Source organism: Mycobacterium sp. SMC-14 (genome assembly GCF_046250075.1).
Classification (GTDB): domain Bacteria; phylum Actinomycetota; class Actinomycetes; order Mycobacteriales; family Mycobacteriaceae; genus Mycobacterium.
The window spans coordinates 4105981-4130186 of record NZ_CP176429.1 but is presented as its reverse complement, the minus strand read 5'-3'; the positions used below and the strand labels follow the sequence as shown (position 1 = coordinate 4130186).

Annotated in this window: 16 protein-coding genes; 8 read left to right on the top strand and 8 right to left on the bottom strand. The window is 66.7% G+C overall.

Going from position 1 to position 24206, the window contains the following annotated elements:
• Positions 1-5 precede the first annotated feature (5 nt).
• The gene (gene glgB, locus ACKY0W_RS19620) at positions 6-2201 is read left to right on the top strand and encodes a 1,4-alpha-glucan branching protein GlgB (protein ID WP_409435444.1); all 2196 of its coding nucleotides are present in this window, start codon (positions 6-8) and stop codon (positions 2199-2201) included.
• Here glgB and ACKY0W_RS19615 read toward each other — a convergent pair.
• Genes ACKY0W_RS19615 through malQ form a run of 3 tightly spaced genes read right to left on the bottom strand, consistent with a single transcriptional unit; the run spans position 2188 to position 7397 of the window.
• A complete protein-coding gene (locus tag ACKY0W_RS19615; RefSeq protein ID WP_409435443.1) occupies positions 2188-3549 on the bottom strand; it encodes a maltokinase N-terminal cap-like domain-containing protein in 1362 nt (453 codons plus the stop codon). The two genes, glgB and ACKY0W_RS19615, sit on opposite strands and share 14 nt — an antisense overlap.
• Complete coding sequence (gene treS, locus ACKY0W_RS19610; RefSeq protein ID WP_409435442.1) at positions 3546-5369, bottom strand: maltose alpha-D-glucosyltransferase; 1824 nt, start codon at positions 5367-5369, stop codon at positions 3546-3548. Before treS ends, ACKY0W_RS19615 begins: the two co-directional genes overlap by 4 nt.
• 30 nt (positions 5370-5399) lie before the next feature.
• Entirely contained in the window at positions 5400-7397 is a 1998-nt protein-coding gene (gene malQ / locus ACKY0W_RS19605; RefSeq protein WP_409435441.1) for a 4-alpha-glucanotransferase, read from the bottom strand.
• 387 nt (positions 7398-7784) lie between these two features.
• On the opposite strand from malQ, the gene treY reads away from it, so the two are divergent.
• The 3 genes from treY to ACKY0W_RS19590 all read left to right on the top strand — a co-directional run bounded on the left by treY (position 7785) and on the right by ACKY0W_RS19590 (position 16121).
• A complete protein-coding gene (gene treY / locus ACKY0W_RS19600; RefSeq protein WP_409435440.1) occupies positions 7785-10082 on the top strand; it encodes a malto-oligosyltrehalose synthase in 2298 nt (765 codons plus the stop codon).
• Entirely contained in the window at positions 10075-11817 is a 1743-nt protein-coding gene (gene treZ / locus ACKY0W_RS19595) for a malto-oligosyltrehalose trehalohydrolase (RefSeq protein ID WP_409435439.1), read from the top strand. The genes treY and treZ overlap by 8 nt, the downstream gene beginning before the upstream one ends.
• Positions 11818-12047: 230 nt before the next feature.
• Entirely contained in the window at positions 12048-16121 is a 4074-nt protein-coding gene (locus tag ACKY0W_RS19590; RefSeq protein WP_409437860.1) for a molybdopterin-dependent oxidoreductase, read from the top strand.
• 8 nt (positions 16122-16129) lie between these two features.
• Here the strand turns inward: ACKY0W_RS19590 and ACKY0W_RS19585 are convergent, their stop codons facing one another.
• Both ACKY0W_RS19585 and ACKY0W_RS19580 read right to left on the bottom strand, forming a co-directional pair.
• The gene (locus tag ACKY0W_RS19585; protein WP_406759717.1) at positions 16130-16687 is read right to left on the bottom strand and encodes a hypothetical protein; all 558 of its coding nucleotides are present in this window, start codon (positions 16685-16687) and stop codon (positions 16130-16132) included.
• Between the two features lie 23 nt (positions 16688-16710).
• On the bottom strand, positions 16711-17799 hold the full coding sequence (locus ACKY0W_RS19580; protein ID WP_409437859.1) for a 2Fe-2S iron-sulfur cluster-binding protein: 1089 nt from the start codon (positions 17797-17799) through the stop codon (positions 16711-16713).
• 173 nt (positions 17800-17972) lie between these two features.
• Here ACKY0W_RS19580 and hsaA point away from each other — a divergent pair, with 173 nt between their 5' ends.
• The 4 genes from hsaA to ACKY0W_RS19560 all read left to right on the top strand — a co-directional run bounded on the left by hsaA (position 17973) and on the right by ACKY0W_RS19560 (position 21252).
• Positions 17973-19163, top strand: a complete 1191-nt coding sequence (gene hsaA, locus ACKY0W_RS19575) for a 3-hydroxy-9,10-secoandrosta-1,3,5(10)-triene-9,17-dione monooxygenase oxygenase subunit (protein ID WP_409435438.1) — start codon at positions 17973-17975, stop codon at positions 19161-19163.
• 50 nt (positions 19164-19213) lie between these two features.
• Entirely contained in the window at positions 19214-20113 is a 900-nt protein-coding gene (gene hsaC, locus ACKY0W_RS19570; RefSeq protein WP_409435437.1) for an iron-dependent extradiol dioxygenase HsaC, read from the top strand.
• Between the two features lie 20 nt (positions 20114-20133).
• Complete coding sequence (gene hsaB / locus ACKY0W_RS19565) at positions 20134-20685, top strand: 3-hydroxy-9,10-secoandrosta-1,3,5(10)-triene-9,17-dione monooxygenase reductase subunit (RefSeq protein WP_406759785.1); 552 nt, start codon at positions 20134-20136, stop codon at positions 20683-20685.
• Between the two features lie 96 nt (positions 20686-20781).
• On the top strand, positions 20782-21252 hold the full coding sequence (locus ACKY0W_RS19560; RefSeq protein ID WP_409435436.1) for a hypothetical protein: 471 nt from the start codon (positions 20782-20784) through the stop codon (positions 21250-21252).
• On the opposite strand, the gene ACKY0W_RS19555 is transcribed toward ACKY0W_RS19560, so the two are convergent.
• The 3 genes from ACKY0W_RS19555 to ACKY0W_RS19545 form a co-directional block, all read right to left on the bottom strand.
• Positions 21247-22521 (bottom strand): hypothetical protein, encoded by a 1275-nt coding sequence (locus ACKY0W_RS19555; RefSeq protein WP_409435435.1) that lies wholly within the window; start codon positions 22519-22521, stop codon positions 21247-21249. The two genes, ACKY0W_RS19560 and ACKY0W_RS19555, sit on opposite strands and share 6 nt — an antisense overlap.
• Before the next feature lie 9 nt (positions 22522-22530).
• Positions 22531-22863 carry a heme-binding protein gene (locus ACKY0W_RS19550; RefSeq protein ID WP_406759722.1) on the bottom strand — a complete coding sequence of 111 codons (333 nt, stop codon included), beginning with the start codon at positions 22861-22863 and terminating at the stop codon, positions 22531-22533.
• 165 nt (positions 22864-23028) lie between these two features.
• Positions 23029-24204, bottom strand: a complete 1176-nt coding sequence (locus ACKY0W_RS19545) for a pyridoxal phosphate-dependent aminotransferase (protein WP_409435434.1) — start codon at positions 24202-24204, stop codon at positions 23029-23031.
• Positions 24205-24206 lie beyond the last annotated feature (2 nt).

The following is a 24206-nucleotide window of genomic DNA, read 5'->3' as shown; positions in this document are numbered from 1 at the left end:
GCTCGGTGCTGAACCGAATCGAGATCGACCGGCTGTTGTCCGGTGCCCATCACGATCCACACGCGATCCTCGGCGCCCACGACAACGGTGAATGCACGGTGATCCGCGCCCTGCGCCCGGGGGCGGCAGCCGTGACGATCCTGGTGGGTGACGACCGGGTGCCCATGGATTACCTGGGTGAGGGGTTGTTCGCCGCGACGCTGCCGTTCGCCGACCTGATCGACTATCGGCTGCAGATCGACTATCCCGGCGCCGCGGAACCGCAGATTGTGGCCGACGGGTATCGCTTCCTGCCGACACTGGGCGAGATCGACTTGCATCTGTTCGGCGAGGGGCGACACGAACGGCTGTGGGAGGTCCTTGGGGCCCATCCACGCACGTTCACCACCCCGGACGGGTCGGTGACGGGTGTGTCGTTCGCGGTGTGGGCGCCCAACGCCAAGGGAATCGGGTTGATCAGTGACAGCACCGGCTGGGACGGTATCGGAGCGCCCATGCGGGTACTCGGCTCTTCCGGTGTGTGGGAGCTGTTCTGGCCAGGATTTCCGATCGACGGCCTGTACAAGTTTCGGGTCCACGGCGTAGACGACGTCGTCACCGAGCGGGCTGACCCGATGGCGTTCGCCGCTGAAACTGCGCCGCACACCGCTTCGCGCGTCACCACCAGTCGCTACACCTGGGGTGACGGCGACTGGATGAGACGGCGGGCCAACGCAGATCCCGCATTCGAAGCGATGAGCATCTACGAGGTGCACCTCGGCTCCTGGCGGCCGGGGTTGAACTACCGTCAGCTTGCCACCGAATTGACGGACTACGTTGTGGAGCAAGGGTTCACCCATGTCGAACTGCTGCCGGTCGCCGAGCACCCGTTCGGCGGATCGTGGGGCTATCAGGTCACCTCGTACTACGCGCCGACCGCGCGCTTCGGCACGCCCGACGACTTCCGTGCCTTGGTCGACGCGCTGCACCGTGCCGGCATCGGAGTCATTGTGGACTGGGTGCCGGCGCATTTCCCGAAAGATGCCTGGGCATTGGGCCGGTTCGACGGCACCGCGCTGTATGAGCACGCCGATCCGCGACGCGGCGAGCAACTCGACTGGGGAACCTATGTTTTCGACTTCGGCCGCCCTGAAGTACGCAATTTCTTGGTGGCCAATGCGCTGTACTGGCTGCTCGAGTTCCACATCGACGGACTGCGAGTGGACGCCGTGGCATCGATGCTCTACCTGGACTATTCGCGACCCCAGGGCGGCTGGACGCCCAACGTCCACGGCGGTCGAGAGAACCTCGAGGCGGTGCAGTTCCTGCAGGAGATGAACGCCACCGCACACAAGTCGGTGCCCGGCATCGTCACCATCGCCGAAGAATCGACTTCGTGGCCCGGGGTGTCGAGGTCGACCGGCCTTGGCGGGCTGGGCTTCTCGATGAAGTGGAACATGGGCTGGATGCACGACACCCTCGCCTTTCTCGGTCACGATCCAGTGCACCGCTCCTACCATCACCACGAGATGACCTTCTCGATGCTCTACGCCTACAGCGAGAACTTCGTGCTGCCGATCAGCCATGACGAAGTGGTGCACGGCAAGGGCACGCTGTGGAGCCGCATGCCCGGCGACGACCATGCCAAGGCGGCCGGCGTGCGCAGCCTGCTGGCCTATCAGTGGGCACACCCCGGCAAGCAGCTGCTGTTCATGGGCCAGGAGTTCGGTCAGCGCGCCGAGTGGTCGCAGGAGCGTGGGTTGGACTGGTTCCAGCTCGACCCGCAATGTGCGGAGTCCGGATTCTCCGCCGGAATACAGCGCTTGGCACGCGATCTCAACTCCGTTTACCGCAGTCATCCCGCGCTGTGGAGCGAAGACTTCAACCCGAACGGCTATTCCTGGATCGACGCCAACGACTCCGCCAACAATGTGCTGAGCTTCTTGCGGTACGCGTCGGACGGGTCAGTGCTGGCGGCGGTGTTCAACTTCTCCGGTGTGGCGCACACCGACTACCATCTGGGCCTGCCGTTCTCGGGCCGGTGGCGCGAGATACTCAACACCGATGCCGTCGACTACAACGGCGGCGGCGCGGGCAATTTCGGTGGCGTGGACGCCGTCGACGAGCCCCGTCACGGCCGCCCGGCCTCTGCGGTGCTGGTACTGCCCCCGCTGTCGGCGCTGTGGCTGGAGCCCCAAGAGGCTGTTGTCACGCCGGACTGATGAGTCGATTCAGCGCGCGCAGCGGAATGGGCAGCCAGGCGGGGCGGTGCCGGGCCTCGTAGCCGGCCTCATAGACCGCCTTGTCCACTTCGTAGGCGGCCAGCAGTGCGGCGCAGTCGCGCGGATCGGTGCCCGATTCCGCGCCATAGCCGTCACAGAATGCGCTGCGACAACGGTCCAGCCACTCGCGCGCCCGAGTGGCCAGTTGCCGGTCTTGGCCATCACGCGCCACGTCGGCCAGCTTCCCGTACGCGGCGTACTCGTAGGACCGCAGCACGCCGGCGACGTCTCGCAGCGGCGAGTCCGGCCTCCGGCGCTCCGACAACGGCGCGCCGGGCTCGCCTTCGAAGTCGATCAGCAGCCATCCGTTCGGGGTGCGAAGCACCTGGCCCAGATGCAAGTCGCCGTGGATTCGCTGGACCGTGATGGTCTCACCGGCCAGCGCCGCAAACCGTTGTTCGATAGCGGCCATGTGGGGGCGTACCTCGGGCACCGTCGCCGCCGTCGCCGACAACCGTGACAGCAGCGCCTCAGCGGGGAAGACCGACTGCGACGTCCCCAAGCTGTCGGCAAGTGCCCGATGTACCGATGCGACAGCCTCGCCGAGACGGTAGGACTCACCGGCAAAGTCGCCGCCCACTTCATAGGCGTACAGATCGGCTTCGGCGAACAGGTCGCGCACACTGGCGGTCGCCATCGCCCAACCCTCGGCCGAGTTCATCGCGTATTCGCTGACCATGCCCAACGCGTAGGGCAGCGTGCCAGAGTCGCTCGGCAACTCGATCTGGTAGGAGCCCAGCAGGCGCGGCACGTGTGGGTTGGCGGCCCGACCCAGCGCCGCGTTGAGCTCGATATCCGGATTGATGCCAGCCCTGATCCGCCGGAAAACCTTGAGGACCACCTTTTCCTCAACGATGACGCTGGTGTTGCTCTGCTCGGCTTCCGATACGCGAGAATCGGCCCGGACCGGCAGCGGCACTCCCGGCTCCGGTGTGAACGTGACCCCGCCGCGTCGGGCCGAAGAATCGATCAGCGACAACAAGACTCGGGTTGCCGCAGCGTCATACAGCGCGTCGTAGGCGGTATGCCCGTCGTGGGTTCCGATCGTCGCGATCTGGGCGTACTCCGGTGCCATGTCCACGTCCCAGCTGACGAGCACCTGGTAGCGATCGGCGGTTCCGTCGGCGTAGCCGGCATCGATCAGCACCAGCTGCAGCCCGCCACCCAGCTGCACCACCAGGGCGGGATCTGCGCTCGCCAGTTGCCGATTGCGTCCCGCGTACCAGCGTCGGGTCAGTAGCCATTCCGCCCACGGCAGGCCCGCTGGTTCGCCGATGCCACCGGTCATGACATGTCCTCCCTCGGCTCGCATGGCTCGCTCAGCTGAAACCAGTAGAAGCCGTGGCCGGGCAGCGTGAGTAGGTAGGGGAGCTTTCCGATTCGCGGAAACTCCACGGACCCGGTGAGTTCCACCGGCGTGTGGCCGTCCCAGTGCTGCAGATTCAATTCGATCGGCTGCGGAAACCGGGACAGGTTGTTGACGCACAAGACGGTGTGACCCTGGAGGCGCCCATCGCCGCCGGAGGTCTCCCGCACCATCTCCCGCACAAAGGCCAGCACCGACGGATTGGACCCGCCCAATTCACGGAATCCGCCGAGGGCGAAAGCCTCGTATCGGCGTCGAATGGCGAGCATGGTGCGGGTCCAGTTGAGCAGCGACGTGGAGGTGTCGCGTTGCGATTCGACATTGACCGACTGATGGCCGTACACCGCGTCTTGAATGGGCGGCAGGTAAAGACGGCCGGGGTTCGCAGTGGAGAAGCCCGCATTGCGGTCGGGTGTCCACTGCATCGGGGTACGTACCGCGTCGCGGTCACCCAGCCAGATGATATCGCCCATTCCTATCTCGTCACCGTAGTAGAGGATCGGGGATCCGGGTAACGACAGCAGCAGTGCGGTGAACAGTTCGATCTGGTTTCGGTCTTTGTCCAGCAGCGGGGCCAACCGGCGCCGGATCCCCACATTCGCCTTCATCCGCGGATCTTTCGCGTATTCGGCGTACATGTAGTCGCGCTCGTCGTCGGTGACCATCTCCAAGGTCAATTCGTCGTGGTTGCGCAGGAAGATTCCCCATTGCGCCAGGTGAGGGATCGGTGGCGTCTGCGCCATGATCTCGGAAATCGGGAAGCGCGACTCGCGACGCACCGCCATGAAAATACGTGGCATCAAAGGGAAGTGGAATGCCATGTGGCATTCATCGCCGCCGGTGTCGGGGTTGCCGAAATATTCGACTACATCTGTGGGCCATTGATTGGCCTCGGCCAGCAGAACCCTGCCGGGGAACTCGTCGTCGACCACCTTGCGGCAGCGCTTCAGGAAATCATGTGTCTCGGGCAGGTTTTCGCAATTGGTTCCCTCCCTCTCGAACAGGTACGGCACCGCGTCCAAACGAAAACCGTCGATACCCAGGTTCAGCCAGAACCGCAGCACGTCGATCATGGCCTCCTGCACCGCGGGGTTGTCATAGTTCAGGTCGGGCTGGTGGGAGAAGAACCGGTGCCAATAGAACTGCTTGCGCACCGCGTCGAACGTCCAGTTGGATTCCTCGGTGTCGACGAAGATGATCCGGGCATCGGCATACCGTTCGCTGGTGTCGCTCCACACGTAGTAGTCGCCATGCGGGCCGTCCGGGTCTTGCCGCGACTGCTGAAACCAGGGGTGGCTGTCGGAGGTGTGGTTCATCACCAGGTCGGTGATGACCCGAATGCCGCGACGGTGCGCAGCGTCGAGCAGTTCGACGAAATCGTCGACCGTGCCGAACTCCGGCAGAACCTTGTAGAAGTCCCGGATGTCGTAGCCACCGTCGCGCAACGGCGAGTCGTAGAACGGCGGCAGCCACAGGCAGTCGACGCCGAGCCACTGCAGGTAGTCCAGTCGCTCGGTCAGGCCCCGCAGGTCGCCGATGCCGTCCCCGTTGGAGTCGTAGAACGCCCGGACCAGCACCTCGTAGAACACCGCTCGCTTGAACCAGACGGGATCCGCCGGCAGGGCCGCGGCATCGCCGAAGTCGTCCGCGCTCGGGTGCTCGACGATGCCGTCCTCGACATGGCTACCCGCCATGGGGTCCGCTAGGTCCTGACCAAATTCGTCGTCAGCGTCTGTGGCCATATCTCGACATGTACCCCATTCCGGAACTGATTACCTGGCGGAGGTTTGGTGACCGTGATCGTGCGAGAACAACGCGGCAGTGCGGGCGATCCTCGGATCGGTCTGCAACAGCTCAAGAGGCTCGGACAGCGGCAGGCGCCAGTTCGGATACTGATCGACGGTGCCGGGCAGGTTGGGCTGACGGGGCTCGGCCAGCACGTCGTAAGGGGAGATGAGTTTCAGCCGGCTCGGCGTGGCTGCCAAGAAGCGGTGCATGGCGTCGATGATCCGTGGCTCATCCGGGGCCATGTCGTCATGCTCGAGGAACCCTTCGGAACGCAGCAGCGCGAGCCATTCGGCGCGTTCTTTCTCGGCGGCGTCCTGCGCGGCCGCCACGTCGTCAAGCAGACCCCGCTCGGCGCGTGCCCGCACATGCTCGGCGCGGAAGAATCCGGCCGCGGTGGGCAGGTCGTGGGTGGAGATGCTGGCGGCCACCCGCGAGGGCCACTTCGCCGGCGGAAGCAACGGCTGACCGGGGGACGATTCGTCGCGGGTGAACCAGGAGACCGCGCACCCCAGCATTCCATTGTCGGCCAGTGCACGGGTGACTTCGGGTTCGACGGTTCCCAGGTCCTCGCCGACGACGACAGCGCTGGCGCGATGCGCCTCCAGTGCCAGCACCGCGATCATGACGTCGGCGTCGTAGTGGACGTAGGTGCCGCGATCGGGGCTTTCGCCAGGCGGGATCCACCACAGCCGCCACAAGCCGGCGACGTGATCGATGCGCACACCGTCCGCGTGGGCCAGGACGGCCCGCAGCATGTCGCGCACCGCGCGGTAGCCGGTGGCCGCCAAGCGGTCCGGCCGCCAGGGCGGTAGACACCAGTCCTGTCCGCGGGGGCTGAACGTATCCGGGGGCGCGCCGACACTGGCCTCAACGGCCAGTACGTCGGCCAGGGCCCACGCATCGGCGCCATCGCCGTCGACGCCGACGGCCAGGTCGTGCAGCACGCCCACGGCCATGCCCGAGTCCCTGGCGGCGCGCTGCGCCGCCAGCAGCTGCTCGGTGCAGCGCTGCTGCACCCACGCATGAAACGCGACCCTCGGCGCGAGCTCCCGCCGCGCGGCTGCCACCGCGGCGCCGGTTACGTCCTGCAGCGGCGCAGGCCAACCGGACCACCGACCGCCATGGCGTTCGGCCAGCGCGCAGTAGGTGGCCCAGTCACGCAGCGCCCGGGATTCCGACGACTCGTCAAGCCCGCCGGGACGCCCTTCAGCACGCCAGAGCAACTCCAGGGCCGCGCGTTTGGCCGCCCAGACCAGGTCGTAGTCGATTCGTGCGGTGTCCGCAGCGACCCGCAGCGCGTCGACCTCCGCCCGGGTGTCCGGGTCGGCGCGGCGGTAGGCGGCCAGGTCAACGACGCACAGTGCCAACGGGTTGGCGAACCGCCGGCTCGACGGCGTATACGGTGACGGCTGCACCGGATGCGTCGGTCCCGGCGCGTGCAGCGGATTGAGCAGCACCGCCCCGGCGCCGTGGTCGGCGGCGGTCCAGGCCACCCAATCCCGCAGGTCTGACAGGTCGCCGATTCCCCAGGAGCGCGCGGACCGCAACGCGTACAGCTGCAGCATCCATCCCCACGCATCCGGCGCCTGCGGCACCCGCGTCGGAGCCGCCACCAGCGTCACCTCTTGGCCGTTGCGCAGCTCAACCTGATACCAGCCCGGCGACAGCTCGGCGGGCAGTTCATCGCGCACCACCGTGCGCTCGCCGTGCTCGCTCACCAGTGCGGCGGCCCCGGGAAACGGTAGGGCAGTGCCGGTCACCCGCACGGCGGCCGTCGGAGGCGAACCGCCGGCCCGCTCGCGTTCGTCCAGCCTGATCAGCTCATGACGACGGGCGGCTTGGTTGCCGGCCTCGACTTCCATCAGCCGAAGAACCCGGACAACGACGTCGGCATCCACCTGCACCAACTCGCGCCGTTCGTTGCGATAGGCGGTGGCTACGCCGTGCGCCGCCGCCAGCCGGCGTAGGTCATCGGGTGCCACGAACAACGCCTATACCCACCCGGGGTGCATTTCAACAGTCTGCACCGTGAACCGGACCGTGGTGTCCTAGCAGGCGATAGTTTGACCGCCTGGCGGGCGGGTAGCCCCCGTCGGCAAAGGCGGGTGGAATCGAAAGTGCTGACGAAATTGGGTGAGGACGGGCATCGCCCGAGGTCCGGCGGGGTGGTTGACCCGTTCCCGCTGTGCTTCAATGCGCACGAGGGGACGGGCGAGTTCGCTGTTCCCGGCAAGGATTACGCCCCAGAATGGACCGTCGAATTGGACACCGCAGAGCCGGCATCGCGCGCTGAGCAGGCCGTGCGCCCCGGGGGCGCGCTGCGCGTTTCGGGGCGTTCGCTGCTCGTCTTGAGGAAAGTGCGCTAACGCATGGCCCGCCCAGTGCTGTCCACCTACCGGTTACAGCTGCGGGGCGCGGAAAGCGGCTTCGCGTTCACCTTCGCCGACGTCGAGAAACTTCTCGACTATTTCGATGCGCTGGGGATTTCGCACCTCTACCTCTCGCCAATCATGACCGCGGTGCGCGGATCGAGCCATGGTTACGACGTCGTCGATCCGACCACGGTCTCCGCCGAGCTGGGCGGCGCGCAGGGTTTGGCACAGCTCTCGGCGGCCGCGCATGCCCGCGGGATCGGGCTGATCATCGACATCGTGCCCAATCATGTCGGCGTGCAAAGACCCGAGCAGAACCCGTGGTGGTGGGACGTGCTCAAGCACGGCCGATCCTCGCGGTATGCCGCGTTCTTCGACATCGATTGGGACCTTGGTGACGGACGAATCATTCTGCCGGTACTGGGCTCCGACGACGACGTCGCGGACCTGGCCGTCGACGGCGAGTCGCTACGTCTGGGTGATCTGGTGTTTCCGATCGCGCCCGGAACCGGCGCCGGCAGCGGAGCTCGAGTCCACGATCGCCAGCACTATCGGCTGGTCGGCTGGCGCAGCGGCGGCTGTGGATACCGCCGCTTCTTCTCGATCACGTCGCTGGCCGGCCTGCGTCAAGAGGACCGGGCGGTCTTCGACGCCTGGCACGCCGAGCTGGCGCGCTGGTTCGACACGGGCCTTGTCGATGGCGTGCGGGTCGACCACCCGGATGGGCTGGCGGATCCGCAGGGGTATCTGCGATGGCTGCGGGCGCTGGTCGGACCTGACGCCTGGATCGTCGTGGAAAAGATTCTGGCCGTTGACGAGTCGCTCGACGTCAACCTGCCGGTGGCCGGGTCCACCGGTTACGACGTCCTACGGGAGATCGGCGGGGTGTTCATCGACCCCAACGGTGAACCGGCGCTGACCGAGTTGTGTGAAACCGCCGGCGTTGACTATCGCGCGATGCCGATCCTGCTGGCCGAGCAGAAGGAGATCGCGGCTGCCGAGACGCTGGGCAGCGAGCTGGCGCGGCTGTGTCGTTGTGTGGTGAGTGCCACCGGCGCCGATCATCCGCGGTTGGCCGACGCCATCGTGGCGGTGCTCGGTCAGATAGGCGTCTATCGCAGCGATTATCCCGGGTTGACGGCGATATTGCCGGTGGCGCTGGCACACACGCATGCGCGGCGGCCCGAACTCGACGATCCGCTTGCACTCCTCGCAGCTGCGATCGCCGGCGGTGGGGAAGCAGCGGTGCGGCTGCAACAGCTGTGCGGAGCGGTGACCGCCAAGGCAACCGAAGACTGCCTGTTCTACCGGGATGCCAGGCTGGTGTCGCTCAACGAAGTCGGCGGGAACCCGCAGTATTTCGGTGTGGGCTCGGCCGAGTTTCATCACCGGGCCGCCACCAGGGCCCAGCATTGGCCGCAGACCATGACGACGCTGTCCACCCACGACACCAAACGCGGCGAGGATGTACGGGCGCGCATCGGCGTGCTGTCGCAGGTGCCGTCGTTATGGGCGGAGTTCGTCGCTCGTTGGGAATCCAGGACGCCCTCACCCGATCCGTCTACCGGACTTTTCCTGTGGCAGAACATTTTCGGTGTGTGGCCAGCCGACGGCCGGGTGACCACCGCACTGCGCGAGCGGCTGCACGCCTATGCCGAAAAGGCGGTTCGCGAGGCGGACTGCCGGACATCGTGGCACGACCCCGACACAGAGTTCGAGGGTGCGCTGCACCGATGGCTCGACGACATACTGCACGGCCCCATCGCTCAGGAGCTGACGGAGTTCGTCGCCGAACTCGCTCCGCATATCGACAGTGACATCCTCGGCCAGAAGCTCTTGGCCCTGACCGTCCCCGGCATCCCGGACGTCTATCAGGGCACCGAACTCTGCGATGACAGTTTGGTCGACCCGGACAACCGACGACCGGTCGACTACGTGGCGTGCCGCGAAGCGCTGGAGTCTTCGCAGCACCGGAAGATGCGGGTGGTCGCCGCCGCGCTGCAGATGAGACGAGCACGTCCCGACACCTTCCTGCACGGCGGCTATCGGCCCCTGCCGGCGTCGGGCGCGGCTGGAGAACAGGTCGTGGCTTTTCGCCGGGGCGATGACGTGGTGGTGGCGGTCAGCCGTTGGACGGTGCGCCTGCAGGGCGCTGGGTGGGGCGATACGGTGGTCGCGCTGCCTCCCGGCACGTGGTCCGACGCGCTCTCCGGCATCAGACACCGCGGGTCGGTGCGGGCCGTCGAGTTGTTCGCCGATCTACCGGTTGTTCTGCTGGAGCGTGTCGATGACTGAGTTCGCCGTCTGGGCACCAACTTCGGCAGTCGTCGGCCTCGATGTCGATGGGGTGCCGCACCCGATGGTCCGTTCGGATGACGGGTGGTGGCGGACGACGCTCGACGTCGCGCCGGACGCGCGCTACGGCTACCTGCTCGATGACGACCCGCAGGTGCTCCCGGATCCGCGGTCGGCCCGCCAGCCCGACGGAGTGCACGCGCGCTCGGCCTTGTGGGATGAGTCCAGCCCGAAATGGACCGATGACGACTGGACGGGAAGGCCAGTCGAAGGTGTGCTGATCTACGAACTGCACATCGGAACATTCACGCCTGTCGGCACATTCGATTCCGCGATCGCCAAGCTGGATCACCTGGTCGATCTGGGCGTCGACTTCGTGGAACTGATGCCGGTCAACGCCTTCTCCGGTGAGCACGGCTGGGGATACGACGGTGTGCTGTGGTACGCCGTGCATGAGCCCTACGGCGGCCCGGATGGGTTGGCGCGCTTTGTCGACGCCTGCCACAGCCGTGGCCTGGGGGTACTGATCGATGCCGTCTTCAATCACCTTGGGCCGTCCGGGAATTTCCTTCCCCGTTTCGGGCCGTACCTGTCGCAAGCACGTAACCCGTGGGGCAATGCCATCAACATCGACGGCGCCGACTCCGACGAAGTGCGCCGCTACATCATCGACTGCGCGCTGCGCTGGATGCGCGTCTTCCACGTCGACGGCCTCCGGCTGGACGCCGTGCACGCGTTGGTGGACACCACAGCGATCAATATTCTTGAGGAGCTGGCTGCCGAAACCGACGCGCTTGCCGCACAGCTGGGGCGGCCGCTGTCACTGGTCGCGGAAAGCGATCGCAACGATCCACGGACCATCACCCGGCGCGATGACGGTGGTTACGGGATCACCGCGCAATGGGATGACGACATCCACCACGCCATCCACACCGCGGTATCCGGCGAGCGGCAAGGCTATTACGCCGACTTCGGCAGCATGGCCACCCTGGCGACCACGTTGCGCAACGGCTTCTTCCATGCGGCCACCTACTCGTCGTTTCGCCGCCGGCGCCATGGCCGGCCGCTGCCGATCTCGCAGATCCCGGCTACCCGTCTCTTGGCCTACACGTGCACCCACGACCAGATCGGCAACCGAGCGCTCGGTGACCGCCCATCGCAGAACCTGACCGCCGGGCAACTGGCGATAAAAGCCGCATTGGTACTGCTGTCGCCCTACACCGCAATGCTTTTCATGGGAGAGGAATGGGGTGCGCTCACCCCGTTTCAATTCTTCAGTTCGCATGAGGACCCACAGGTGGCGCGTGCCACCGCCGAAGGCCGCAAGGCCGAGTTCGCCGAGCACGGCTGGAACGCCGACGAGATCCCCGACCCGCAGGATCCCGAAACCTTTCACCGGTCCAAGCTGGCGTGGGGCGAGCTCGAAGATCAACGCCACGTGCAGCTGCTCCGCCTCTACAAGGCGCTGATCGGGCTGCGCGCGGAGATCGATCCGGCCGGCCCCTGGTTGAGCCAGCTCGTGATCGACTACGACGAGGACAGGCGATGGATCGCCATGCGCCGCGGTCCGCTGCTGCTCGTCTGCAATCTCGGCGAGGACACGGTGAGTGCGCCGGTCTGTGGCGATCTGGTACTGGCCTGGGGGGCGCCAGAGTGTGAGACCGACGCCACACGGTTGCCGGGTCATTCGTTCGCGGTACTGCGTCTGACCCAGAAGCCCTTGGCCCCGGAGTGATTCACGCAACATTCCTCCCGCGATGACGTGGGCATCACCCCCGGTCGGCAACTCTGCAGGAATATCGCAACGCGTGGTAATGGTCCCGAAATGATCTTGAAACCTGGGCGCGGCAGGGTGGCGGCAAGGCCCGCAACCGCAGGAGGTGAGCTTCCGTGCCCACGTCAGACGACTCCCAGCGCGCACAGGCCGTCTCCAGTCTCTGCGCCTACTGCGGGGTCGGCTGCGGCATGGTGCTGCAGGTCGAAACAGATCCCGCCACCGGGCGCCGCCGGGTGGCCAAATCCACCGGCGACCAATCCCACCCGACCAACTTCGGCCGACTGTGTACCAAGGGCGCCACAACCGCCGACCTGCTCGCCGCACCCGGCCGCATGGAGTCGGCCTACCTGCGGCCCGAACGCGACGAGCCCGTCGAGCCGACCGACATCGATGCCGCCATCACCCACTGCGCCGGCCGGCTGCGGGCGATCATCGACCAGCACGGGCCCGATGCGGTAGCTCTCTACGTCTCCGGCCAGATGTCCACCGAGGCCCAATACCTGGCGAACAAACTCGCCAAAGGTTTCATCGGCACCAATCAGATCGAGTCCAACTCGCGGCTGTGTATGGCCAGCGCGGGCAGCGGCTACAAGCAGTCACTCGGCGCCGACGGTCCGCCCGGGTCCTATCAGGACTTCGATCACGCCGACGTGTTCTTCGTGATCGGCGCGAATATGGCCGACTGCCACCCGATTCTGTTCCTGCGGATGATGGATCGCGTCAAGGCCGGCGCCAAGCTGATCGTCGTCGACCCGCGCCGCACCGCCACCGCGCAGAAGGCCGACCTGTTCTTGCAGATCGCTCCCGGAACCGATCTGGCGCTGCTCAACGGGCTGCTGCACCTGATCGTCGCGAATGGCCACACCGATGACGAATTCATCGCCGAGTACACGCAGGGCTGGGAGGTCATGCCCAGCTTCCTCGAACAGTTCACGCCGGAGGTGGTGGCCGAGCTCACCGGAATCCCCGAGGCCGACATCCGCACCGCCGCAGCGTGGATCGGCGAAGCGGGCAACTGGATGAGCTGCTGGACGATGGGACTCAACCAGAGCACCCACGGAACCTGGAACACCAACGCCATCTGCAATCTGCACCTGGCCACCGGAGCCATCTGCAAGACCGGCAGCGGGCCTTTCTCCCTGACCGGTCAGCCCAATGCGATGGGTGGCCGGGAGATGGGTTACATGGGCCCGGGCCTGCCCGGTCAGCGCAGCGTCGTCTGCGCCGACGATCGCGAATTCGTCGAGGACATCTGGAGTATCCCGCGCGGCTCGCTGCGCACCGAGGTGGGCGCCGGCACCATCGACATGTTCTCGCGGATGGCCGATGGCCAGATCAAGGCGTGCTGGATCATCTGCACCAATCCGGTTGCCACAGTGGCCAATCGCAAGACGGTGCTGGAAGGACTGGAACGGGCCGAGCTGGTGATCGCCCAGGACGCGTTCGCCGAGACCGAGACCAACTCCTACGCCGACGTGCTGCTACCGGCGGCACTGTGGAGCGAGTGCGACGGGGTGATGGTCAACTCCGAGCGCAATCTCACACTCTTTCAGCAGGCGGTGGACCCGGTCGGGCAATCGCTGCCGGACTGGCAGATCATCGCCCGCGTCGCAGCAGAAATGGGCTACGCCAAGGCGTTCGACTACTCGAGCGCCGAGGACGTGTTCGAAGAGATCAAGCGATTCGCCAATCCCAAGACCGGCTACGACCTACGCGGCATCAGTTACGAGCGATTGCGTCAGAAGCCGATCCAGTGGCCCTGCCCGCCGGACAGCGCGCAAGACCGCCACCCGATCCGTTACCTCAACGACGGGGTCAGTCAGGCACAGCTGGTACGCGAGGACGGCGGCGTGCCGCGGTTGGCGTTCGCGACCGAGTCCGGCCGAGCGGTCTTCTACCCCCGCCCGCACCTGCTGCCCGACGAGATGCCCGATGACGACTATCCGTTCCTGCTCAACACCGGACGGCTGCCGCATCAGTGGCACACCATGACCAAGACCGGAAAGGTTGCCAAGCTCAACAAGCTCAACCCCGGCCCGTTCGTGGAGATCCACCCCGACGACGCCGTCCGGCTGGGCATCGTCGACGACGATGCGGTGGAGATCGCCTCGCGCCGGGGCCGGGCCGTGCTGCCGGCGGTGGTCACCGATCGGGTGCGGCAGGGGAACTGTTTCGCCCCGTTCCACTGGAACGACGCGTTCGGTGAATACCTGTCGATCAACGCCGTCACCAATGACGCCGTCGACCCGACGTCGCAACAGCCGGAGTACAAGGCGTGTGCGGTCACCTTGGCCAAGGTTCTGGTCGATTCGCCGCCCATACTGGAAACGCCCGAGACGCCGAAGGCCGGCCAGGTCAGCTTGGACCGGGTGGACACCCTCATCGAATTATTCGGGCTCAGTGGAGAATCCGTGACCACGGTGCCCTCATTCGCTCCCATGGAGCGCATCTATCTGAGTGGATTGCTGGCCGCGCTCCGCACCGAGGCGGGACGCAGCGCCGGCGGTGTGCCGACGGTACCGGCCAATGCGCCGCTGGAGCCGGCCACCCGGATGTGGGTAGACGGCCTGCTGGCCGGGTTGTTCTCCCGGTGCCCAACGCCGGCGGCGTCCCCACCCCAGGAAGTCGGGTCTCGGCATGAGTCGATCGTGGTGTTGTGGGCCTCGCAGACCGGCAATGCCGAAGAGGTGGCCGCCCGTTGCGCGGCACACCTCGGCGAGGCCGGACTTCCGGTCGCGTTGCACACGATGAACGACTTCCCGGTGACCGACCTGTCCGCAACCCGACAGTTGATCCTGGTCTCCAGCACCACCGGCGACGGTGAGCCGCCCGACAACGGCGCTGTCCTATGGGACGAGTTATCCGCCGAGGGGACACTACAACTCACCGACACGCGCTACGCCGTGCTGGCGCTGGGCGACTCCAACTACGACGACTTCTGTGGCTACGGGCGCAAACTCGACACCCGGCTGGCAGAACTCGGCGCCACCCGCATGCTGGACCGTGTCGACTGCGAGCCCGATTACGACGACGCCGTGGACGAGTGGTTCAGTACGCTCCGCGGGGCACTGGGCGCCGCACCGCCTGCAGCCGCGACGGTTGTTGCGGCTCCCGTCGCTGCCCGCTCGTCGCGGGAACCGGGGCGGTACAGCAGGAAGAACCCGCTGCTCACCAGGCTGATGCGTAACACCGTGCTGAGCGGACCGGGTTCGACGAAAGAGGTGCGGCAGCTGGTGTTCGCGCTCCCGGAAAAGTCTCTGAGCTATCAGGCCGGTGATGCACTCGGGGTGTGGCCACGCAACTGCGCCGCACTGGTAGACGAATGGCTGACGGTGACCGGCCTCGATGGTGGGCACGTCGTCGACCTCGCCGACTACGGATCGATGTCATTGCGACAAGCCCTGGTCGAGCGATTCGAGATCGCCCGTGTCACCGGTGAGTTACTACGGTTCGTGGCGCAGCGCAGTCAAGACCGCGAGCTGCTCGAGTTGTTGCGGCCGGAGAACAAGGCCGCGCTGACGGACTGGATGTGGGGTCGCCAGTCGGTGGATGTGCTGGCCGCAACCCCGGTCCATGCCACCGTCGACGACTGGCTTGCCGTGCTCAAACCGCTGACGCCGCGGATGTATTCGATCTCGTCGGCATGCGTGGATAACCCCGGCGAGGTGCACGTGACGGTCGGCGCGGTGCGCTATGAATGTCAGGGGATGCCGCGCGGAGGCGTGTGCTCAACGTATCTGGCTGATCGAAGCGACGACGCCGAGGTCGGGATATTCGTGCAGCCCACCAATCATTTCCGGCCGCCGGCGGATCCCAACGCCCCGATGATCATGATTGGGCCGGGGACCGGCGTCGCACCGTTCCGTGGTTTCCTGCAGCAGCGCCGTGCGCTCGGGCACCGAGGCCGGAACTGGTTGTTCTTCGGCGAACGCAATGCCGCTACCGATTTCTATTACCGCGACGAGCTCAAGGACATGCACGCCAGCGGTTTCCTCACCGAACTCGATCTGGCGTTCTCCCGCGATCAGCCGGAGAAGGTCTACGTACAAGACCTGCTTCGCGCGCGCGGCGCCCAAGTGTGGGAGTGGTTGCAGGACGGCGCACACCTCTACGTGTGCGGCGATGCCAGCCAGATGGCCAAGGAGGTCGACCGCGCGATCTGCGATATCGCCGCGCGCCATGGGCTGCTCGCCCGCGACGCCGCCAAGGCCCATGTGCGGGCGCTGTCGTCCGCCGGTCGCTACCAGCGCGACGTGTACTGAGTGCGCCGCTAAAAAACCGTCTGGGCGCAGGTGGACGGCGTGGTCAGGTTGACTCCGGCGTAGACCACCTGCACGTGGGTGCAGACGATCACGTTGGCGTCGGTCTTGGGCCGGCCGGTGGAGTATTCCAGGACGTCGATGCTGCCGTTGGTCTGGTATTTCTCCGGTGGACCCTCGCCGTAGTACATCGATTGGATCACCGCGCCGGTGCCGTCCTTGAACACCTTGGTTCCCGGGCCGCCGCGGTCCTTGAACCAGCCCTCACCGCCGTCGGTGTGCACGTCCAGATAGGCGGTGCGCTTGGACGAGCGGATCTCGGTGCTTTGGCGGGCCCACAGGTCCGGCGGGAACCCGGCCATCCCCGCGGGCGTCTGCAGTTGCACCCCGACGGTGAATCGGCACAGCGGCGGTGCGCTGCAGTCGACCCAGCTGTGAGTCTGCAGCTGATCGGCGTCGTTCACCGGGAACAACGTGGTCTTGGTGTCACTGGCCGCCGACGCGATCGCGGACGGGATCAGCGCCGCCAACAGCGTCAAGGCCGCTGGGATCATCAGCAACCGCTTCATGTCGCACCAACCTAGACCGGACATCACTCGTCGTAGGTCACTTCCACCGAATCGGTCTCGGGATGGGCTTGGCAGGCCAGGATCAGCCCTTCGGCAAGGTCCTGGGGTTCGAGCACGTCGTTGATCTCCATGGAGACCTTGCCCTTCTTCAGCTCGCAGGCGCACGCACCGCAGTGGCCCTCCCGGCAGGAGAACGGGGCGTCGAGGCCCTTGTCGAGCAGCAGATCGAGCAGTTTGACGTGCCGGGGCCACACCAATTCGTGCTTCTCGCCGTCCAGCTCGACGATGACGGTGGCCGGCGCCGCGGCCTGCTCGCCTTCGGGAGCTTCGGTGATCTTGACCGCGGCGAACGGGTCGCTGTCCAGCGACTTGAACACCTCCAGATGGACCTGCTCGGCCGGGACGTTGCAGGCATCCAGGGCCTCGCGAGCGGCCTGCATGAACGGGCCCGGACCGCAGATGAAGACCTGGCGATCGGTGTACGGGGCGGCCAGCTGCGCCAACGCCGCGCGACTCGGCAGGCCCTGGACCGACTCCAGCCAGTGCAGGACCGTCAGCCGGTCGGGGTACTTGTCGGCCAGCTCGCGCAGCGCGGCACCGAAGATCACGGACCGCTCGTCACGGTTGGCGTAGACCAGCACCACCTTGCCGCTGCCCTGCGACAGCGCCGACTTGCAGATCGCCATCATCGGGGTGATCCCGCTGCCGGCGGCCAGCAGCAGAAAGTCGCTGTCCAGTGACTTGGGCACGAAGGTTCCCGAGGGTGCCAGCACATGAACGCGCATCCCGGGCCGGGCGTTGTCGCACAGCCAGTTCGATGCGTAGCCGTCGGCGGTCCGCTTGACGGTGACCGCCAGCGAGTCGTCGGTGAAGGGCGAGCTGCACAGCGAGTAGCAGCGGGCCACCGAGCCGGTCTGATCGCTGGGGATTCGCAGCGTCAGGAACTGGCCCGGCGAGTACTTCAAGCGCTGCTCAGGGATCTCCGGGTCGTCTGGCCCGTCCGGCACGCCGAATACCAGCGACCGCGCATCGTCGGTCTCGGTGACGACTTGCGTGATCTGCAGTTCCAGCACGTGAGCACCGAGTGGTTCGTCCGGAATGGTCTCCGTCACGGGCCGCCCTTCATCTTCGGTCATAACTAGAACAGGTTACAGAAAAGTGGTCCGGTATTGCTACCAGCTGCAGGAACACCCCGCTCGACACAAATCGGAACGTGTTCTAATCTCACTCTAGGCCGGTTGGAAAACGCCGCCGATGAACCTGTTCACTTCTGGGAGGCAATCTAGTGACGTCCATTCAACAGCGTGACGCGCAGTCGGTGTTGGCCGCCATCGACGACCTTCTGCCGCAGTTGCGTGAGCGCGCCCAGGAGACCGAAGACCTGCGCAAGCTGCCCGACGCCAACGTCAAGGCGCTCGAGGACGCCGGTTTCTTCCGGCTGCTGCAGCCCGAGCAGTGGGGCGGCTTGCAGTGCGACCCGACCCTCTTCTACGAGGCGGTACGCCGGCTGGCCAGTGCCTGCGGCTCCACCGGTTGGGTCGCCGGAATCATCGGCGTGCACAACTGGCACCTGGCGCTGTTCGACCAGCAGGCGCAGGAAGACGTCTGGGGCGAGGACACCAATGTCCGGATCTCGTCGTCGTACGCGCCGATGGGCGCCGGTGTGGTCACCGAGACCGCCGACGGCTACATCGTCAACGGTTCGTGGAACTGGTCGTCGGGCTGTGACCACGCCACCTGGGCGTTCCTGGGCGGCCCGGTGATCAAGGACGGCAAGCCGGTGGACTTCGGCAGCTTCCTGATCCCGATCTCCGACTACCGCATCGACGACGTGTGGCACGTGGTCGGCCTGCGCGGCACCGGCAGCAACACCGTCGTGGTCAAGGACGCGTTCGTGCCGCGGCACCGCTTCCTGTCCTACCGGGCCATGAACGACGGCACCGCCGGCGGCTACCAGACCAACACCGCGCCGGTCTACAAGATGCCGTGGGGCACCATCCACCCGACCACCATCTCGACGCCGATCATGGGCATGGCCTTCGGCGCCTACGACGCTCACGTCGAGCACCAGGGCAAGCGGGTGCGCGCGGCGTTCGCCGGCGAGAAGGCCAAGGACGACCCGTTCGCCAAGGTCCGGATCGCCGAGGCAGCCAGTGACATCGACGCCGGCTGGCGTCAGCTGATCGGCAACGTCGGCGACGAGTACGCGCTGCTGTCCGCCGGCCAGGAGATCCCGTTCGAGCTGCGGGCCCGGGCCCGGCGCGACCAGGTCCGTGCCACCGGCCGGGCCATCGCCTCCATCGACCGGCTCTTCGAGGCGGCCGGCGCCACCGCGCTGTCCAACGACGCTCCGGTGCAGCGGTTCTGGCGCGACGCGCATGCGGGTCGGGTGCACGCGGCCAATGACCCGGAGCGCGCATACATGATCTTCGGCAACCACGAGTTCGGGTTGCCGCCCGGCGACACCATGGTCTGATCGAACTGGACCTGGCTGGGACATAGAAGAGCTTGCTGGAGGTATCACCGATGAGTATCCGTTCGCTGGGCTACCTGAGGATCCAGGCCACCGACATGGCGGCCTGGCGGGACTTCGGACTGAAGGTCCTCGGCATGGTCGAAGGATCCGGTACCACCGAGGGTGCGCTGTACCTGCGGATGGACGAGTTCCCCGCCCGCCTGGTGATCGTGCCGGGGGACACCGACCGGTTGCTGGTGTCCGGGTGGGAATGCGCCAACGCCGCTGGGCTGGCCGAGATTCGGCAGCGCCTGGACGCCGAGGGCACGCCCTACAAGGAAGCCACCGCCGCGGAGCTGGCCGAGCGCAGCGTCCAGGAGATGATCGCGTTCGACGACCCGTCGGGCAATCACCTGGAGGTCTTCCACGGGGTAGCGCTGCAGCACCGCCGCGTGGTCAGCCCCTACGGGCACCGGTTCGTCACCGAAGAGCAGGGCCTGGGCCACGTGGTGCTGTCGACCACCGATGACGCCGAGGCGCTGCACTTCTACCGCGACGTGCTCGGTTTCCGGCTCCGTGACTCGATGCGGCTGCCCCCGCAGATGGTCGGCCGCCCCGCTGACGGCGACCCGGCCTGGCTGCGGTTCTTCGGCTGCAACCCGCGCCACCACAGCCTGGCCTTCCTGCCGATGCCGACTCCGACCGGAATCGTGCACCTGATGGTCGAAGTGGAGAGCGCCGACGACGTCGGGCTCTGCCTGGACCGCGCCTACCGCCGCAAGGTGCCGATGGCCGCCACCCTGGGACGGCACGTCAACGACAAGATGCTGTCGTTCTACATGAAGGCGCCCAGCGGTTTTCAGATCGAGTTCGGCTGCGAAGGCCTGGAGGTCGACGACGATGACTGGGTGGCTCGGGAGAGCACCGCGGTCAGCCTGTGGGGGCATGACTTCACTGTGGGTATGCAGTAGCAGTGACTGACGACCTCTCGATCGACCCGCGTGCGTTCCGCAACGTACTGGGCCAGTTCTGCACGGGCATCACCATCATCACCACGGTGGATGATGAGGTGCCGGTCGGTTTCGCCTGCCAGTCGTTCGCCGCGCTGTCGCTGGACCCGCCGCTGGTGCTGTTCTGCCCGACCAAGCAGTCGCGGTCCTGGCTGGCCATCGAGTCCAGCGGAAAGTTCTGCGTCAACATCCTGGCCGAGGAGCAGAAGGACGTCTGCGCCCGCTTCGGCTCCCGTGAACCGGACAAATTCGCCGGCGTGGACTGGAGTCCGTCCCCGTTGGGGTCGCCGATCCTGGCCGGATCGCTGGCCCACATCGACTGCACGGTGGCGTCGGTGCACGACGGTGGCGACCACTTCGTGGTGTTCGGCGCGGTGCAGTCGCTGTCGGATATCCCGGAGGTGAAGCCGCGGCCGCTGCTGTTCTACCGCGGCGACTACACCGGCATCGAGCCGGACAAGACCACTCCGGCGCACTGGCGCGACGACCTGGAGGCGTTCCTCACCGCCACCACCGACGACACCTGGCTGTAATTTCTGCGCTCGAGTGTGAATCCGGCGACGCCGACGCGGCGTGTCGCGTCGTGAGATTCACACTCGCGGGGAGGGCTGGCGCCTAGCATGCACCGGGTGAAGCGACTTGGCTGGTCGGCGGTGGCGACTCTCGCCTACGCCGCGGTGATGCTGGTGCCAGAGCGCGGGATGCGCAAGACGGGTGGCCCCGGCATCATTCCGTTTGAGCTGGCCGGCAATGCCGAACGAGTTCAGGAGATCTTGACCGCCTGGGGATCCGAGGGCCGTCGGTGGGCGCGCTGGTCGCTGTGGCTCGACTTCGGCTACATGCTCACCTACGGGACCTTGGCTCTGTTGCTCATCGAGCGGGCCCGCAGTCGCCACGGTCATCCGATCGCGCTGCGGCTGTTGCCGATCGGCGCGGTGGCCGGCGATGCGATCGAGGGGGTGGCATTGCTCAAAGCACTCGACGGCGTCGAGGTCGACGCAAACGCCCGGCTTGCCCGTAGCGCGGCACTGGCCAAGTTCGCGTTGTTGGCGGTGGGGCTGGTCTACACCGTCATCGGGGGAGCACGCCGGCGGTCATGAGCCGTGCCAGCAGCGCTGGTGCTCGGCGTGGGTGCGCAGATACGCCCCGGGGGAGTAGAACTCGTCGTAGAAATCGGTGTCCAGATGCTGGGCCTGCAGGTACATCAGCACGTGCACGGTCGGGACGGTGCCCGGCAGTTTGCCGAAGGTGTCGTAGATGTAGGACGCCTCGCAGGTGACCAGTTCGGCGATGCCGTCGGGTGGCAGGGCCGAACCGCGCACGGCCCGACTGTCCGACCATGGACCCGGGGTTTCGGGATTCGACGGCCCACCCGGTCCGAACTTGCGGGCCACCAACTTGCGCACACCCTCGGCGACCGAGGTGACATGCGGGGGGCTGAGTGTCTCGAAGTAGCCGGGTAGCCCGGTGACATTCGGGAACGGCCAGCGCGGATCGGTGTCGGCGACGAAGCCCAATCCGGGCGCACGCGGGTCACCGGAGCCGCCCAGCACCGACAGCCGATCCAGGCCGTCGAAGATCCAGCCGCCCAAGCCCATCGCCTGCAATCCCAGCGCACCGTTGTGGGCCGCGATGGACAACTCGGCGCTGGCCTCGGTCAGGGTGTACTGCTCCACGAACGACAGCGGTATCGGGTCGTCGGCATGCGTCAGGCCGGAAAACGCTTGCACGCCTGGGATGCCGCGGCCAGTGATGTCATCGGTGATCGGATAACCATTGGCCGCGAAGAACCACAGATTCTCCAGCAGGTGTTCGGCCAGGTCGGCCACGTTGAATGCCAGCAGGCTGCCCGGGTGGTTGCCGATCCAGGTGTTGTGGCCCTCCATATAGGGCTCTTCGCGGGGCAGTTCGAGGCGGGAATCCGAGAGACGCACATACGAATCGGCGGTATGGCCGATCCACGCTTCGATGGTGTCGAACTCCCGTGGCGTCTGGTCGCGAGTGGGCAGCAGGTAGCAGCCGGTGTCGTCGGTGAAGAACAGCTGGCTGGTGTGAAAACCCGCAGCCGACGGGATGGCCCGTCCGGTGGCGCTGCCGGGGTAGTTCGGCAGCGCCGGGGCGTACCCGGGATGGTGCGCGATGCCGTCGTGCCATCCGGTGGTGCCGGCCATCAGCGACAGCAGCAGCGCCCGTTCGACCGCCGACAACGGCTGTACCGGACGGCTGCTGGTGTAGGCCAGCGCACCGGCGGGAATGGCGCCGCCCACGGGGAACCGCCGCGACCGGCGTCCGGTGATTGCGGCGAACAGCCCGAAACCGGCCGCCTGCGCCAGCGCGGCCCGTTCACGATCATTGATCACCAGGGCCATGGCCCGGACCTACTTGCTGACGGTCTCCAGCAGCATGGCCAGCTGGGTCGGGGAGACTGCGATCCCGCACTGGCTCTTGAGGTCGGTGAGCGGCTGGGCGATCCCCTGCAGGGTCGCCAGCTGGTCGAGGTGGCCGATGAAGTAGCCCTGCACCGAGGACTTGGCCTGATCCGCCGGCATGGTGGCCGCGGCGGTCAGCACGTCGTTGGTCTCGGGGTGGTCGTTGAGGAATCCACCGGCCTGGCCCAAGACGCCGCTGGCAGTGGTGGACAGCCCGGCAGCCGTGCAGGCACCGGGTGCGGCATCGGCCGGGTTGCTGGTCGTCAGCGTGGATGCGGCCACCGCCCCGAGGATGCCGACGGCTGCGGCGCCGAGCGCCAGGCGGTTCAGCGAGCCTCGACGGAGGAGAGGCGAAGCTGGGACCGCCGCGAGAGCAGGGCCAGAAGTCGTGGTGATGCGCATAGCAGTGGTCCCTTCGATCAGGTATTTCCAGCTCGGAAGGTAAACCTACCGGAGCGGCAGCCAACCGCGGAGTCGGCGCAGGGCTTCGTCGATGTCGGCGGTGGGGCCGGCGAACGACAGACGGACGAAGGTGTTGCCGCGCTCGGTGTCGAAGTCGACTCCCGGCGTCAGCGCAAGACCGGTGTCGGCCAGCAGGCGCGCGCAGAACCCCAGTGAATCGTCGGTGTGCTCTGCGAGGTCGGCATAGACGTAGAACGCCCCGTCGGTGGGCGCCAACTTCTCGATGCCCATGCTCCGCAGGCCGCCCAGCAGCAGCTCCCGGTTGGCCGCATAGTGCCGCAGGTGCCCATCGGATTCGGCGATGGCTTCCGGGGTGAACGCGGCGACCGCCGCGTACTGGGCCAGTACCGGGGGGCAGATGGTGAAGTTGCCGGTCAGACAGTCCACCGCCCGGCGCAGTGCCGGCGGCACCAACAACCAGCCCAATCGCCAGCCGGTCATCGCAAAGTACTTCGAGAAGCTGTTGGCCACCACCGCGTTTCGGGAGGTCTCCCACGCACAGCTGGTCTGCGGAGCGCCCTCGTAGACCAGGCCGTGGTACACCTCATCGCTGATCAGTCGCACGCCGGCGGCGTCGCACCAGGCGGCGATCGCGGCCAGCTCCGCCGGTTCCATGACGGTCCCGGTCGGATTGGCGGGGCTGGCGACGATCACCCCGGCCAACGGCCCTTCGATCTCGGCGAGCATGGCTGCGGTGGGCTGGAAGCGGGTCTCGGGCCCGCAGGGGATCTCGACCACCTCGCAGCCCAGCGCGGTCAGGATGTTGCGGTAGCAGGGATAGCCGGGGCTGGCGATCGCCACCCGGTCGCCGGCGTCGAAACAGGCCAGAAACGCCAGCAGGAATCCGCCCGACGAGCCGGTGGTCACCACCACGTCGTCGGGGTCGACGTCCAGGCCGTAGCGGTCGGCGTACGAGCCGGCGATGGCCGAGCGCAGCTCCGGGATGCCCAGTGCGACGGTGTAGCCCAGTTCGTTGGTCTGCAGGGCCGCCGCGGCGGCAGCGCGCACAGGCTCGGGTGCGCCCACGCTGGGCTGGCCGGCCGACAGGTTCACCAAATCGCCATGGCTGCGCTGGCGTTCGGCGGCGGCCAGCCATACGTCCATCACGTGGAACGGTGGAATGCCGGCGCGCAGCGCCGTGCGGTCGAGATGGTTGGTCATGC